General features: G+C 72.7%; 13 protein-coding genes. 10 read left to right on the top strand and 3 right to left on the bottom strand.

The window, feature by feature from the left end; all coding sequences use genetic code 11:
* From E6R62_RS41760 to E6R62_RS17190, 5 genes are all read left to right on the top strand, one after another.
* On the top strand, positions 1–815 hold an 815-nt coding region (locus E6R62_RS41760; protein ID WP_206308746.1), incomplete at its 5' end, for a CdaR family transcriptional regulator.
* Positions 816–871: 56 nt separating this feature from the next.
* On the top strand, positions 872–2,029 hold the full coding sequence (locus tag E6R62_RS17175; RefSeq protein ID WP_136214326.1) for an acyl-CoA dehydrogenase family protein: 1,158 nt from the start codon (positions 872–874) through the stop codon (positions 2,027–2,029).
* 17 nt (positions 2,030–2,046) lie between these two features.
* Complete coding sequence (gene tesB, locus E6R62_RS17180; RefSeq protein WP_136214327.1) at positions 2,047–2,925, top strand: acyl-CoA thioesterase II; 879 nt, start codon at positions 2,047–2,049, stop codon at positions 2,923–2,925.
* 19 nt (positions 2,926–2,944) lie between these two features.
* Positions 2,945–3,931, top strand: coding sequence for a cation diffusion facilitator family transporter (locus E6R62_RS17185; RefSeq protein WP_136214328.1), 987 nt, complete (start codon positions 2,945–2,947; stop codon positions 3,929–3,931).
* A 10-nt stretch (positions 3,932–3,941) separates the two neighbouring features.
* Positions 3,942–4,286, top strand: a complete 345-nt coding sequence (locus E6R62_RS17190; RefSeq protein ID WP_136214329.1) for a VOC family protein — start codon at positions 3,942–3,944, stop codon at positions 4,284–4,286.
* Here the strand turns inward: E6R62_RS17190 and E6R62_RS17195 are convergent.
* Positions 4,276–4,755, bottom strand: a complete 480-nt coding sequence (locus E6R62_RS17195; RefSeq protein ID WP_136214330.1) for a MarR family winged helix-turn-helix transcriptional regulator — start codon at positions 4,753–4,755, stop codon at positions 4,276–4,278. The genes E6R62_RS17190 and E6R62_RS17195 overlap by 11 nt on opposite strands.
* Before the next feature lie 95 nt (positions 4,756–4,850).
* On the opposite strand from E6R62_RS17195, the gene E6R62_RS17200 reads away from it, so the two are divergent.
* Positions 4,851–5,696: an SDR family NAD(P)-dependent oxidoreductase gene (locus E6R62_RS17200; RefSeq protein ID WP_206308749.1), complete on the top strand. Its 846-nt coding sequence runs from the start codon at positions 4,851–4,853 to the stop codon at positions 5,694–5,696.
* A gap of 13 nt (positions 5,697–5,709) precedes the next feature.
* On the opposite strand, the gene E6R62_RS17205 is transcribed toward E6R62_RS17200, so the two are convergent.
* Together E6R62_RS17205 and E6R62_RS17210 are read right to left on the bottom strand one after the other, a co-directional pair.
* On the bottom strand, positions 5,710–6,531 hold the full coding sequence (locus tag E6R62_RS17205; RefSeq protein WP_206308750.1) for a phosphatase: 822 nt from the start codon (positions 6,529–6,531) through the stop codon (positions 5,710–5,712).
* Positions 6,532–6,587: 56 nt separating this feature from the next.
* Entirely contained in the window at positions 6,588–7,166 is a 579-nt protein-coding gene (locus E6R62_RS17210; protein ID WP_136214332.1) for a TetR/AcrR family transcriptional regulator, read from the bottom strand.
* Between the two features lie 112 nt (positions 7,167–7,278).
* Here E6R62_RS17210 and E6R62_RS17215 point away from each other — a divergent pair, with 112 nt between their 5' ends.
* Genes E6R62_RS17215 through E6R62_RS17230 form a run of 4 tightly spaced genes read left to right on the top strand, consistent with a single transcriptional unit; the run spans position 7,279 to position 13,103 of the window.
* A complete protein-coding gene (locus E6R62_RS17215) occupies positions 7,279–8,910 on the top strand; it encodes a carboxyl transferase domain-containing protein (RefSeq protein ID WP_136214333.1) in 1,632 nt (543 codons plus the stop codon).
* Between the two features lie 16 nt (positions 8,911–8,926).
* Positions 8,927–11,005: a biotin carboxylase N-terminal domain-containing protein gene (locus E6R62_RS17220; protein ID WP_136214334.1), complete on the top strand. Its 2,079-nt coding sequence runs from the start codon at positions 8,927–8,929 to the stop codon at positions 11,003–11,005.
* An 11-nt stretch (positions 11,006–11,016) separates the two neighbouring features.
* Positions 11,017–11,934: a hydroxymethylglutaryl-CoA lyase gene (locus tag E6R62_RS17225; RefSeq protein WP_136214451.1), complete on the top strand. Its 918-nt coding sequence runs from the start codon at positions 11,017–11,019 to the stop codon at positions 11,932–11,934.
* 8 nt (positions 11,935–11,942) lie between these two features.
* A complete protein-coding gene (locus E6R62_RS17230; protein WP_136214335.1) occupies positions 11,943–13,103 on the top strand; it encodes an acyl-CoA dehydrogenase family protein in 1,161 nt (386 codons plus the stop codon).
* Positions 13,104–13,233: the final 130 nt, after the last annotated feature.

Below are 13,233 nucleotides of genomic sequence, written 5' to 3' on the forward strand. Positions count from 1 at the left end.
ATCGCGCCGCGTCCGGCCCGGGCGCCGCGTCCGGCCCGGGCGCCGCGTCCGGCCCGGGCGCCGCGTCCGGCCCGGACGCCGGTCCCGCTCCCGACGCCGTCCCGGTACTCGGTGTCGCCGTCCCGGTACGGACCGCCGGGGACCACGCCATCACCGCCATCGCCGCCGTCCTGCTGGGCCTGCTCACCGCGCGCCGCCCGGCCGGCGCGGAGGCCGCCGCGCTGACCCGGCTGCTGCTGGACGGCGACCCGGCCGACGCCCTGGCCCCCGGGCCCTGGCGGGTGGTCCACGCCCGGGGAGCGGGAGATCCCCAGGCCCTCGCGGGCGCGCTGGGCACCGTACTGCTGGACCCGCTCGGCCCCGGGCCGCGCCTGCTCACCGACCGGGACCCCGCCCCCCAGCCCGGGTGGCGCCTCGGGGTGAGCGCACCCGCCGACCCCGGGGCGCTGCGGACCGCCGACACCCAGGCGCGGCGCGCCCTGGAGCGGGCCGAGGCGGCCCGGACCCCCCTGGTCCGGCACTCCGAGGCGGGACTGCCCGGTCTCCTGGATCCGGCGGAGGCCCGCGCGCACGCCGAGGCGCTGCTCGCGCCGCTCACCCCGGCCCAGGCGGCGACCCTGCGCGGCTGGCTGGCCCACCACGGCAGCTGGGACCGCAGCGCCGCCGCCCTCGGCGTCCACCGCAACACGGTCCGCCAGCGCATCGCCCGCTGCGCCGTCCTCCTCGGGCGCGACCTCGACGACCCGGACGCCAGGATGGAACTGTGGTTCGCGCTACGTGCCCTGGACAGCGGTGGCAACTCGCCGGTAACTTAATCTGAGCAAGCGCTTAGCCAAGGGCGGCGGACCGCCGCGACGAAGGGAGTCCGGCCGTGCGCCGTACCGTTTTCAACGAGGACCACGAGGCTTTCCGCGAGACCATCCGCGCCTTCATCGAGGCCGAGGTCGTCCCCGTCTACGACGAGTGGTTCGCCGCCGGCCAGGCGCCCCGCGAGTTCTACTACAAGCTCGGCGACCTCGGCGTCTTCGGCATCAACGTGCCCGAGGAGTTCGGCGGCGCGGGCCTGGACACCCACAAGTTCGAGGCCGTCCTGTACGAGGAGACCTCGCGCGCGGGCGTCAACTTCGGCGGCTCCGGCGTGCACGTGCTGCTCGCCCTCCCCTACATCAAGATGCTGGCCGGCGACGAGCAGAAGAAGCGCTACCTGCCGAAGTTCGTCACCGGCGAGGAGATGTGGGCCCTCGCGATGACCGAGCCCGGCACCGGCTCCGACGTCGCGGGCATGAAGACCACCGCCAAGCTCTCCGAGGACGGCACCCACTACGTCCTGAACGGCGCCAAGACCTTCATCACCGGTGGCGTGCACGCCGACCGCGTGATCGTCTGCGCCCGCACCTCCGCCCCGCGCGAGGACGACCGCCGCTTCGGCATCTCCCTCTTCGCCGTGGACACCAAGTCCGAGGGCTACTCCGTCGGCCGCAAGCTGGACAAGCTGGGCCTGCGCACCTCCGACACCGCCGAGCTCGCGTTCGTCGACGTCAAGGTCCCGGTCGAGGACCTGCTCGGCGAGGAGAACAAGGGCTTCTACTACCTCGGCGCGAACCTGCCCTCCGAGCGTTGGGGCATCGCCTTCGGCGCCTACGCGCAGGCCAAGGCCGCCATACGCTTCGCCCAGCAGTACGTGATGGAGCGCACCGTCTTCGGCAAGCCGGTCGCCCACTTCCAGAACACCAAGTTCGAACTGGCCGCCTGCCAGGCGGAGGTGGACGCGGCCGAGGCCGTCGCCGACCGCGCGCTGGAGGCCCTGGACGCCGGTGAGCTGACGGCCGCCGAGGCCGCCTCCGCGAAGCTGTTCTGCACCGAGGTCGCGCACCGCGTCATCGACAAGTGCCTCCAGCTGCACGGCGGGTACGGCTACATGAACGAGTACCCGATCGCCCGTCTGTACGCCGACAACCGCGTGAACCGCATCTACGGCGGCACCAGCGAGGTCATGAAGTCCATCATCGCCAAGTCCATGGGCCTGTAGGGACTCCCTCCCAGTCCATGAACGAGGCACTGACGACACTCCTCGATCTGCTCGACCTGGAGCAGATCGAGGAGGACATCTTCCGCGGTACCAGCCGTACGTCGCTGGTACCGCGGGTCTTCGGCGGTCAGGTCGCGGCCCAGGCGCTGGTCGCGGCCGGCCGCACCGTGCCCGGGGACCGCACCCCGCACTCGCTGCACTCCTACTTCCTGCGCGCCGGGGACCCCGGCGCGCCCATCGTGTACTCGGTCGACCGCATCCGCGACGGGCGCTCCTTCACCACCCGCCGGGTCGTCGCCGTCCAGCACGGGCAGCCGATCTTCCATCTCTCGGCGTCCTTCCAGACGTACGAGGAGGGGCTCGACCACCAGAGCGCGATGCCGCACGCCCCCGACCCGGAGACCCTGCCGACGGCCGCCGAGTCGCTCCCGCTCTACCGGGAGGTCTTCCGTGACCCGGGCACGGTGGAGCGGCTGATCGAGGCCCGTGGCGCGGTGGACCTGCGGTACGCGACGACTCCCCCGTGGGGGTCGGTCGGGCAGCCGCGCGAGCCGCATTCGCAGGTGTGGTTCCGTACCGCCGACAAGCTCGACTCGGACGACGCGCTCCTGCACACCTGCCTGGCCACCTACGTCTCCGACATGACCCTCCTCGACTCGGTGCTGCTCGCGCACGGCCGGGGCGGCTGGGCCGTGGGCGACGTGGTCGGCGCCTCCCTGGACCACGCCATGTGGTTCCACCGGCCCTTCCGCGCGGACGAGTGGCTGCTGTACGACCAGGAGTCACCCTCGGCCGCCGCCGGTCGGGGGCTCGGCCAGGCCCGCATCTGGACGCAGGACGGCCGGCTGGCCGTGACGGTCATCCAGGAGGGTGTCGTGCGCGTCCCGCGCGGATAGTCGCGCCTACCGTCGCCGCATGACCTCACAAGCACCCGGGCCACCCGGCGCACCCCAAGGCTCCGAGAGCGTCGGGACGGTCGTCGTCGCGGTCGTCACCAATCTCGGCATCGCCGCCGCCAAGGCCGTCGGCGGGATCGTCAGCGGATCGAGCGCGATGCTGTCGGAGGCCGCGCACTCGGTGGCCGACACCGTCACCGAGGTGATGCTGCTGGCGGCGTTGAAACGCAGCGCGCGGCCGGCGGACGAGGCGCACCCGCTGGGGTACGGGCCGGAGCGCTACATCTGGGCGCTGCTCGCCTCGATCGCCACCTTCGTCGGCGGCGCGGTCTTCGCGGTGTACGACGGGGTCCACACGTTGCTCCAGGGCGAGGACCCGGGCGACCCGACCGTCTCGTACGTCATCCTCGCGGTCGCCTTCCTGCTGGAGGGCTACTCGCTCCTCGTGGCCTGGCGGCAGGTGCGGGGGGAGGCGGAGCGGCTGCGCGCGCCGCTGGGGCGGTACGTGAAGCACACCCCGGACACCGCGGTGAAGGCCGTCCTGCTGGAGAACGTGGCCGCGCTGATCGGCCTGGTCCTGGCGGCGGGCGGGCTGCTGGGGGCGCAGCTGACCGGTTCGGGCGTGTACGACGGCGTCGCGTCGTTGCTGATCGGGCTGCTGCTGGTGTGGGTGGCGTGGGAGCTGGGCCGCTCGAACGCCCAATACCTGATCGGGCGGCCGCTGCCGGCGGCGACGCGCGCGGAGGTGCGGGAGGAACTCCTCTCGGTTCCGCACATCGAGGGCGTGCTGGAGCTGACCACGCTGGTCCAGGGGCCCGACGAGGTACTGATCGCGGCGAAGATCGACTTCCATGACCTGGCGTCGGCCCGACAGGTGGAGGCGGCGTGCGAGGACGCCGAGTCGCAACTGCGCGAACGCTGGCCGTCGATCCGCCGCGTCTACCTGGACCCGACCCCCAGCCCGGGCCCGACCGGGGCCCACCGGGCCCCGCGCGCCGGGTCGTAGGCCGCGGACCATGCGTGGGCACGTGCGGCAGATCGTCGTCGACTGTCACGAGCCGAGGCGACTGGTCCGCTTCTGGGCCCACCTCCTGGGCGGGGAGGCGGAAGACCGCGACCGCGGCTGGTCGCACGTCGCGCTGTCCGGGTCCACGCGCCTCGCGTTCCAGCCCGTCCCCGAGACCAAGGCGGTCAAGAACCGCCTGCACCTCGACATCGCGGTCGAGGACGTCGAGGTGGCCGCCCGCGAGGCGGTGGGGCTGGGCGCGCGCCGCCTGGGCGAGGTGGTGACGGACGACCAGGGGTCCTTCCAGGCCATGCTCGACCCGGAGGGCAACGAGTTCTGCTTCGTCAGCCCTTGAGCGGGCCGCGGGCGGCCGGACGGGCCTTGAGCTTGGCCCAGATGCCGGTCAGCGCGGAGATGTCGGCGTCGTCCAGGCGGTCGTCGAAGACCTCGGCGAGGACCTCGCGGCGGGTGGCGTCCGCCTCCTCGAAGGCGCGGTGGCCCGCATCGGTGAGGGCGATCCGGACCGAGCGGGCGTCGGTCGGGGAAGGTATCCGCTCGATCAGGCCGCGGGCCTGGAGGGAGTCCGCGACGCGGGACACCTGGCTGCGGCTGAGCAGCGTCACGGCGCCCAGCTCGGAGGCGGCGACCGGCTCCTTCTGCGCGCGCAGCCACAGCATCACCTCGAACCACGACAGCGGCAGGTCGTGGCGGCGCGCGAGCGCCTGGTCCACGCGGGCACTGAGCGTGGAGCCCGCCCAGACGAGGCCGTAGAAAGCGTGGTCGCGGGGGGTGAATTCGCCCGGGGTGAGGTTGTTCTGCGCCATGGGGGCAAGCCTACCGGGAGAGAGGTTGCGTGCACACGCACACACCGATAATGTGTGTGCACACGCACTTACGTCTTCCCACAAAGGGGCTTCCCATGACCAAGACCGTTCTCATCACCGGCACCTCCTCCGGCATCGGCCTGGCCGCCGCCGTCGGCGCCGCCCGGGCCGGCTGGCACACCGTGGCGACGATGCGCGACCCGGGCCGGGCGGACGCGCTGCTGGAGGCCGCCCGCGCGGCCGGTGTCGCCGACCGGGTCCAGGTCAAGCGGCTGGACGTGACCGACGCCGATTCGGCGGCCGCCTGCGTGGCGGAGGTCGTCGCCGAACACGGGCGCCTCGACGCGGTCGTGAACAACGCGGGCGCCGGCTTCGTCGGCACCATCGAGCAGCACGACATGGAGCAGGTCCGGTCGGTGATGGAGGTCAACTTCTTCGGCGTGGTCGAGCTCACCCGCATCGCCCTCCCCCACCTGCGCGCGTCGGGCGGCCGGGTCATCACGGTGACGAGCGTCGGCGGGGTGGTCGGCCAACCCTTCAACGAGTCCTACTGCGCGGCCAAGTTCGCCGTCGAGGGCTTCATGGAGTCACTCGCCCCGGTCGCCGCGAGCACGGGCGTCCAGGTGGCCGTCGTCGAACCGGGCGCAGTCGCGAGCGAGTTCGTGAACAACGTACGGCTCGACGTACCGGCCATGCTCGCGCAGGCAGGGCCGTACGCCCCGGCGCTCCAGGGCTACGTCGACCACGCCCTCAAGACCTTCGGCAGCGACACCACCCAGACCCCGGAGCAGGCGGCGGCGCCGGTAGTCGGCGCCCTGACCGCCGAGAAGATGCCGTTCCGGATGCAGACCTCCGACTGGGCCCGCGACTTCGTCGCCGCCAAGCTCGCGGACCTCGACGGCTCGGCCGTCCAGACGGAGGTGAACGAGTGGCTGGGCTAGGCCCCGGGGCGCGTCAGCGCAGACCCGCCGCCGAGAGCAGGTACGCGACCATCGGGTCGTAGTAGCGCGGGTCGCGGACGTGGTCGTCCAGCGGGACGGCCACCTGGAGGGTGCCCTCCGCCTCGCCGAGGAAGAGCGCGGGGTCGTTGCAGTCCGCGTAGCCCACCGCGTCCAGTCCCCGCTGGGCCGCGCAGCCCGCCCAGCCGTGGTCGGCCACGACCAGGTCCGGCTGCGGGCGCCCTTCCGCCGCCAGTCCGTCCAGGATCGCCGCCATCGGGGCCGGGGAGTGCGTGTGCCACAGGGTGGCCCCGCGCTCCAGCACGGCCACGTCGGCGAACTGCCACACCGAGCCCTCGTCGGCTGTCAGGCCCTGCGGGATCACCACGATCTCGCAGCCCGCCTCCCGCAGCGCCGCCGCCGTCGCCCGGTGCACGTCCAGGAGGCCGCCCGGGTGACCGGTGGCGAGCAGGACGCGCTGGCGGTCCAGCGCCGCCTTGCGCAGTCGCGCGGCCATCCGGTCCAGGGCGGCGACGGTCAGTTCCGGGTCGATGGTGTCCTGCCCGTGCCGGTGCTCCGCGTCGTCCACGACCCCGCAGCGTTCGGCCATGACGGCGAGGACGTCCTGCTCGTCCGTCCATCGGTCGCCGAGTTCCAGGCCGAGCCAGTAGTGCCGGTCGCCGTTGGCGAGCTTGCGGTAGTGGGAGAGGTTGTTCTCGCGCGCCGTCGCCACGTCGCCCGCGATCCGCGTACGGACCAGGTGGTCGATGAGTTCGGTGCGGCTGGGCGTCCCCACGGGCGGGGCGGGCGTCTCTATCGGCTTCGGCATACGGTTCATTCTGCCGCCGCCCGGGCGGAGCCGTCTGTTCCATCCCGACCATCGGACACCCGGCGTCACCCCGACAGCGCTCCGAAGGCCCCGTTGGCCAGACGGCGCAGCAGGGACTCCGTCGCCTCCCGGCCCAGGGCGGCCAGGTGGGGGGTGGAGTTCAGCAGGCCGAACACCGCGTGCACGGAGATCCGTACCTCCGACTCCCCCACCTCCGGGTGGAGCTGCCCGACGACCTCCACCCACAGCTCGACGTACTGCCGCTGGAGCTGGCGCACGAGCTTGCGGTCGGCCTCGCGCAGCCGGTCCAGTTCGCGGTCGTGGAGGGTGATCAGCGCGCGGTCGTCGAGCGCGAAGTCGATGTGGCCCTCGATGAGGGAGGCCAGCACGGCGGCGGGGTCCCCGGACGCCTCCTCCACGCGGCGCCGGCCGCCGGTCAGGAGGCGTTCGCTGATCCCGACGAGCAACTCGGCGAGCATCGCGTCCTTGCCCGCGAAATGGCGGTACAGGCCGGGTCCGCTGATGCCCACCGCGGCCCCTATCTCATCCACGCCGACGCCGTGGAAGCCGCGCTCGGCGAAGAGGCGGGCGGCCTCACTGAGGATCTGCTCGCGACGGGTCGGGGCGGCCGCTCTGGTGCTCATGGGAATCCATTCTAGACAGGGCCGTTAGCGCTCGTTAACCTAAGCCCCATACGCGTTAACGCTCATTAACGGCGTGACCGGTTTACGTGGACCGAGCAAGGGAGCTCGACCGATGCAGCAGGCACCAGTGCTGACGAGCGCCGCGGACCCGGCGTCCGAGGCCTGGCGGACCAACGAGGCCGCCCACCGGGAACTCGCGGAGGGCCTGCGCGCCCGGCTGGAAGCGGCCCGCCTCGGCGGCGGCGAGAAGGCCCGCGCCCGCCACACCGCCCGGGGCAAGCTGCTCCCGCGCGAGCGCGTGGACACCCTCCTCGACCCGGGTTCCCCGTTCCTGGAGCTGGCCCCGCTGGCCGCCGAGGGCATGTACGGGGGCGCGGCCCCCGCCGCCGGCGTCATCGCGGGCATCGGCCGGGTCAGCGGCCGCGAGTGCGTGATCGTCGCGAACGACGCCACCGTCAAGGGCGGCACGTACTACCCGATGACCGTCAAGAAGCACCTGCGCGCCCAAGAGGTGGCCCTGGAGAACCGTCTCCCCTGCCTCTACCTGGTCGACTCGGGCGGCGCCTTCCTCCCGATGCAGGACGAGGTGTTCCCCGACCGGGACCACTTCGGCCGCATCTTCTACAACCAGGCCCGCATGTCGGGCGCCGGCATCCCGCAGATCGCCGCCGTCCTCGGCTCCTGCACCGCGGGCGGTGCCTACGTCCCGGCGATGAGCGACGAGGCCGTCATCGTCCGCGGCCAGGGCACGATCTTCCTGGGCGGCCCGCCGCTGGTGAAGGCCGCCACCGGCGAGGTCGTCACGGCGGAGGAGCTCGGCGGCGGCGAGGTCCACTCCCGGACCTCCGGCGTCACCGACCACCTCGCGGAGGACGACGCGCACGCGCTGCGGATCGTACGGAACATCGTGGCGACCCTGCCCGAGCGCGGTGCGCTGCCCTGGTCGGTGGAGGCGCCGCAGGAGCCGAAGGTCGACCCGTACGGGCTGTACGGCGCGGTCCCCGTCGACTCCCGCACACCCTACGACGCCCGCGAGATCATCGCCCGCGTCGTGGACGGCTCCCGCTTCCAGGAGTTCAAGGCGGAGTTCGGACAGACGCTGGTGACCGGCTTCGCCCGGATCCACGGCCACCCCGTCGGGATCGTCGCCAACAACGGCATCCTGTTCTCCGAGTCCGCGCAGAAGGGCGCCCACTTCATCGAGCTGTGCGACCAGCGCGGCATCCCGCTGCTCTTCCTCCAGAACATCTCGGGCTTCATGGTCGGCCGCGACTACGAGGCCGGCGGCATCGCCAAGCACGGCGCGAAGATGGTCACGGCCGTGGCCTGCACCCGGGTCCCGAAGCTGACCGTGGTCGTCGGCGGCTCCTACGGGGCGGGCAACTACTCCATGTGCGGCCGCGCGTACTCCCCCCGCTTCCTGTGGATGTGGCCCAACGCCAAGATCTCGGTGATGGGCGGCGAACAGGCGGCCTCCGTCCTCGCGACCGTCAAGCGCGACCAGATCGAGGGCGCGGGCCAGGAGTGGCCCGTCGAGGACGAGGAGGCGTTCAAGGCCCCGGTCCGCGCGCAGTACGAGGAGCAGGGCAACGCCTACTACGCCACCGCGCGGCTGTGGGACGACGGTGTCATCGACCCGCTGGAGACCCGGCAGGTGCTGGGGCTGGCCCTGACCGCGTGCGCGAACGCCCCGCTGGGCCAAAAAGATCAGACGCAGCCGGGCTTCGGCATCTTCCGTATGTGACGTGAGGACCTCACTGATGTTCAGCACTGTTCTGGTCGCCAACCGGGGCGAGATCGCGGTACGGGTCATCCGCACGCTGCGGCAGCTCGGCATCCGCTCCGTGGCCGTCTTCAGCGACGCCGACGCGGACGCGCGGCACGTCCGGGAGGCCGACACGGCCGTCCGGATCGGCCCGGCGGCAGCCGCCGAGAGCTACCTGTCGGTGGAACGGCTCCTCGACGCGGCCCGCCGCACCGGCGCGGAGGCCGTTCACCCCGGCTACGGCTTCCTCGCCGAGAACGCGGCCTTCGCCCGGGCCTGCGCCGAGGCCGGTCTGGCCTTCATCGGACCGCCCGCGAGCGCGATCTCGCTGATGGGCGACAAGATCCGGGCGAAGGAGACGGTCAAGGCGGCGGGCGTCCCGGTCGTCCCCGGCTCGTCCGGGAGCGGCCTGAGCGACGCCGAACTGGCCTCCGCCGCCGAGAAGATCGGCATGCCGGTGCTGCTCAAGCCCTCGGCGGGCGGCGGCGGCAAGGGCATGCGCCTGGTCAGGGACGCGGACCTGCTCGGCGAGGAGATCGCGGCGGCCCGCCGCGAGGCCCGGTCCTCCTTCGGCGACGACACGCTGCTCGTGGAGCGGTGGGTGGACCGGCCGCGGCACATCGAGATCCAGGTGCTGGCGGACGCGCACGGCAACGTCGTGCACCTGGGCGAGCGCGAGTGCTCGCTCCAGCGGCGCCACCAGAAGGTCATCGAGGAGGCCCCGTCCGTCCTGCTGACGCCGGAGCTGCGTGCCTCGATGGGCGCGGCGGCGGTGGAGGCGGCCCGCTCCTGCGGGTACGTCGGCGCGGGCACGGTGGAGTTCATCGTGCCGGGCGGGGACCCGTCCTCGTACTACTTCATGGAGATGAACACCCGGCTCCAGGTCGAGCACCCGGTGACGGAGCTGATCACCGGTCTGGACCTGGTGGAGCAGCAGCTGCGGGTGGCGGCCGGGGCCGAACTCGGCTTCGCGCAGGCCGACGTCACCCTGACCGGCCACGCGATCGAGGCCCGGATCTGCGCGGAGGACCCGGCGCGCGGGTTCCTGCCGTCGGGCGGGACGGTGCTCGCGCTGTCGGAGCCCTCCGACGGGCCGGTCCGTACCGACTCCGGCCTGGTGGCGGGGGTGGACACGGGGTCGACGTACGACCCGATGCTGTCGAAGGTCATCGCCTACGGGCCCGACCGCGCGGCCGCGCTGCGGGTGCTGCGCGGCGCGCTGGCCGACACGGTCATCCTGGGCGTCCAGACGAACGCCGGCTTCCTGCGCCGGCTGCTGGCGCACCCGGACGTGGTGTCGGGCGACCTGGACACGGGACTGGTGGAGCGGGACCTGGCGTCCCTGCTGCCGGAGGGCGTCCCGCCCGAGGTGTACGCGACGGCCGCGCTGTTGTCCGTCGCCCATGCCGCCCCTGCCCGCAACCGGGTCTCGGCCGTACCCGGTCCGGGTGCGGCGGACGCGCCGGGGGCGTGGATCGACCCCTTCGACGCCGCCGACGGCTGGCGCCTGGGCGGAACCCCCGCCTGGACGGTGCGCCACTTCCGCCTCCCGGGCCAGGACCCGGTCGAGGTCCGCACCCGGCCGCTGGGCGCCGAGACGGAGGTCCTCCTCGCGGTCGGGGACGGCGGCACGGCGCAGGGCCCCGGATCACCGGCCCGCGGCCGGATCGTGAGCCGGACCCCCGACTTCGTGACGGTCGAACTGGACGGCGTCACCCACCGCTTCTCCCACGCCCGCTCCCCGGAGGGGACCTGGCTCGGCCGCGACGGCGACACCTGGCACCTCCAGGGCCACGACCCCGTCACCGCGAACCTCGGCGGAGCGGGCCGCGCGGGCGCCGACACCCTCGCCGCGCCCATGCCCGGCACCGTCACCGTCGTCAAGGTCGCCGTCGGCGACCGGGTCACGGCCGGTCAGAGCCTCCTGGTCGTCGAGGCGATGAAGATGGAACACATCATCTCCGCCCCGCACGCCGGCACCGTCACCGAACTCGACGTCTCCCCCGGCACCACCGTCGCCATGGACCAGGTCCTGGCCGTCGTCACCCCCGAAGCGGAGGGAGAGAGCACGTGAACGGCCTCCCCATGACCGTCCCCGACACCGGCCTCCCCACCCGTGTCCGCATCCACGAGGTCGGCGCCCGCGACGGCCTGCAGAACGAGCGGACCGCCGTCCCGACCGAGGCCAAGGCCGAGTTCATCCACCGTCTGGCGGCGGCCGGGCTGACCACCGTCGAGGCGACCAGCTTCGTCCACCCCAAGTGGGTGCCGCAGCTGGCGGACGCCGAGCGGCTCTTCCCCCTCCTCGCCGACATCGACGCGGCCCTGCCCGTCCTCGTCCCCAACGAGCGCGGGCTCGACCGCGCGCTCGCCCTCGGGGCGACCCGCATCGCGGTGTTCGGCTCCGCCACCGAGACCTTCGCCGCCCGCAACCTGAACCGCACCGTCGCCGAGTCCCTCGCCATGTTCGAGCCCGTCGTGGCCCGCGCCAAGGAGCAGGGGGCGCACGTCCGCGGCTACCTGTCCATGTGCTTCGGCGACCCCTGGGAGGGCGCGGTCCCGGTGCCCCAGGTGGTGCGCACCGCCAAGGCGCTGCTCGACCTCGGCTGTGACGAGCTGAGCCTGGGCGACACCATCGGCGTGGCCACCCCGGGCCACGTCCGGGCGTTGCTGTCCGCGCTGAACGGGGAAGGCGTCGCCACCGAGCGGATCGGCGTGCACTTCCACGACACCTACGGGCAGGCACTCTCCAATACCCTCGCCGCGCTACAGCACGGCGTGACCACGGTCGACGCCTCCGCCGGCGGCCTCGGCGGCTGCCCGTACGCGAAGAGCGCCACCGGCAACCTCGCCACCGAGGACCTGGTGTGGATGCTCGACGGTCTCGGCATCGAGACCGGGGTCGACCTGGCCGCCCTCACCGCCACGAGCGTGTGGATGGCCGAGCAGTTGGGCCGGCCGAGCCCTTCCCGTACCGTCCGCGCCCTCTCCCACAAGGAGTAACGAGAACCATGTCCCTCGACCACCGGCTCACCCCCGAGCACGAGGAACTCCGCCGTACCGTGGAGGAGTTCGCCCACGACGTCGTCGCGCCCAAGATCGGCGACCTGTACGAGCGGCACGAGTTCCCGTACGAGATCGTCCGCGAGATGGGCCGGATGGGCCTGTTCGGCCTGCCCTTCCCGGAGGAGTACGGCGGCATGGGCGGTGACTACCTCGCCCTGGGCATCGCCCTGGAGGAGCTGGCCCGTGTCGACTCCTCGGTCGCCATCACCCTGGAGGCCGGTGTCTCCCTGGGCGCCATGCCCATCTTCCGGTTCGGCACCGAGGAGCAGAAGCGGGAGTGGCTGCCGCGGATGTGCTCCGGCGAGATCCTCGGCGCCTTCGGTCTGACGGAGCCGGGCGCGGGTTCGGACGCGGGCGGCAGCCGGACCACCGCCGTCAAGGACGGCGACGAGTGGGTGATCAACGGCTCGAAGTGCTTCATCACCAACTCCGGCACGGACATCACCGGCCTGGTCACCGTCACCGCCGTCACCGGCCGCAAGGCGGACGGCCGCCCGGAGATCTCCTCGATCATCGTCCCGTCCGGCACCCCGGGCTTCACGGTCGCGGCCCCGTACTCCAAGGTCGGCTGGAACTCCTCGGACACGCGCGAGTTGGCCTTCGCCGACGTGCGCGTCCCGCTCGCCAACCTGGTGGGCGAGGAGGGGCGCGGGTACGCCCAGTTCCTGCGCATCCTGGACGAGGGCCGGGTCGCGATCTCGGCGCTCGCCACCGGGCTGGCGCAGGGGTGTGTGGACGAGTCGGTGAAGTACGCGAGGGAGCGGCAGGCCTTCGGTCGGCCCATCGGTGACAACCAGGCCATCCAGTTCAAGCTGGCCGACATGGAGATGCGCGCCCACATGGCCCGCGTCGGCTGGCGCGACGCGGCGTCCCGCCTGGTGGCGGGCGAGCCGTTCAAGAAGGAGGCGGCGATCGCGAAGCTGTACTCCTCCACCGTCGCCGTCGACAACGCCCGTGAGGCGACGCAGATCCACGGCGGGTACGGCTTCATGAACGAGTACCCGGTGGCCCGGATGTGGCGGGACTCCAAGATCCTGGAGATCGGCGAGGGCACGAGCGAGGTGCAGCGCATGCTCATCGCCCGCGAACTGGGCTTCGCGGGCTGACGGCGGGTCCGCTCGCGAACGCGTGACGGGCAAGGGGGCCCGAGGAAGTTAGGGCCCCCTTACTCATTTCGAGCAAGGTTAGGCTAACCTTCCTTCGAATGGCCCTCGCGGCCGCCCGGAACGCACCACG

It is taken from the genome of Streptomyces sp. A1136, from assembly GCF_004795055.1.
In the GTDB taxonomy this organism is placed as follows: domain Bacteria; phylum Actinomycetota; class Actinomycetes; order Streptomycetales; family Streptomycetaceae; genus Streptomyces.

What these genes read in the sequence shown, in the direction of transcription:
- E6R62_RS17215 (WP_136214333.1), top strand. Translation starts at nt 7,279, where the DNA reads ATGCAGCAGGCACCAGTGCTGACGAGCGCCGCGGACCCGGCGTCCGAG.
- tesB (WP_136214327.1), top strand. Translation starts at nt 2,047, where the DNA reads ATGAACGAGGCACTGACGACACTCCTCGATCTGCTCGACCTGGAGCAG.
- E6R62_RS17210 (WP_136214332.1), bottom strand. Translation starts at nt 7,166, where the DNA reads ATGAGCACCAGAGCGGCCGCCCCGACCCGTCGCGAGCAGATCCTCAGT.
- E6R62_RS17195 (WP_136214330.1), bottom strand. Translation starts at nt 4,755, where the DNA reads ATGGCGCAGAACAACCTCACCCCGGGCGAATTCACCCCCCGCGACCAC.
- E6R62_RS17185 (WP_136214328.1), top strand. Translation starts at nt 2,945, where the DNA reads ATGACCTCACAAGCACCCGGGCCACCCGGCGCACCCCAAGGCTCCGAG.
- E6R62_RS17190 (WP_136214329.1), top strand. Translation starts at nt 3,942, where the DNA reads ATGCGTGGGCACGTGCGGCAGATCGTCGTCGACTGTCACGAGCCGAGG.
- E6R62_RS17220 (WP_136214334.1), top strand. Translation starts at nt 8,927, where the DNA reads ATGTTCAGCACTGTTCTGGTCGCCAACCGGGGCGAGATCGCGGTACGG.
- E6R62_RS17200 (WP_206308749.1), top strand. Translation starts at nt 4,851, where the DNA reads ATGACCAAGACCGTTCTCATCACCGGCACCTCCTCCGGCATCGGCCTG.
- E6R62_RS17230 (WP_136214335.1), top strand. Translation starts at nt 11,943, where the DNA reads ATGTCCCTCGACCACCGGCTCACCCCCGAGCACGAGGAACTCCGCCGT.
- E6R62_RS17205 (WP_206308750.1), bottom strand. Translation starts at nt 6,531, where the DNA reads ATGAACCGTATGCCGAAGCCGATAGAGACGCCCGCCCCGCCCGTGGGG.
- E6R62_RS17225 (WP_136214451.1), top strand. Translation starts at nt 11,017, where the DNA reads ATGACCGTCCCCGACACCGGCCTCCCCACCCGTGTCCGCATCCACGAG.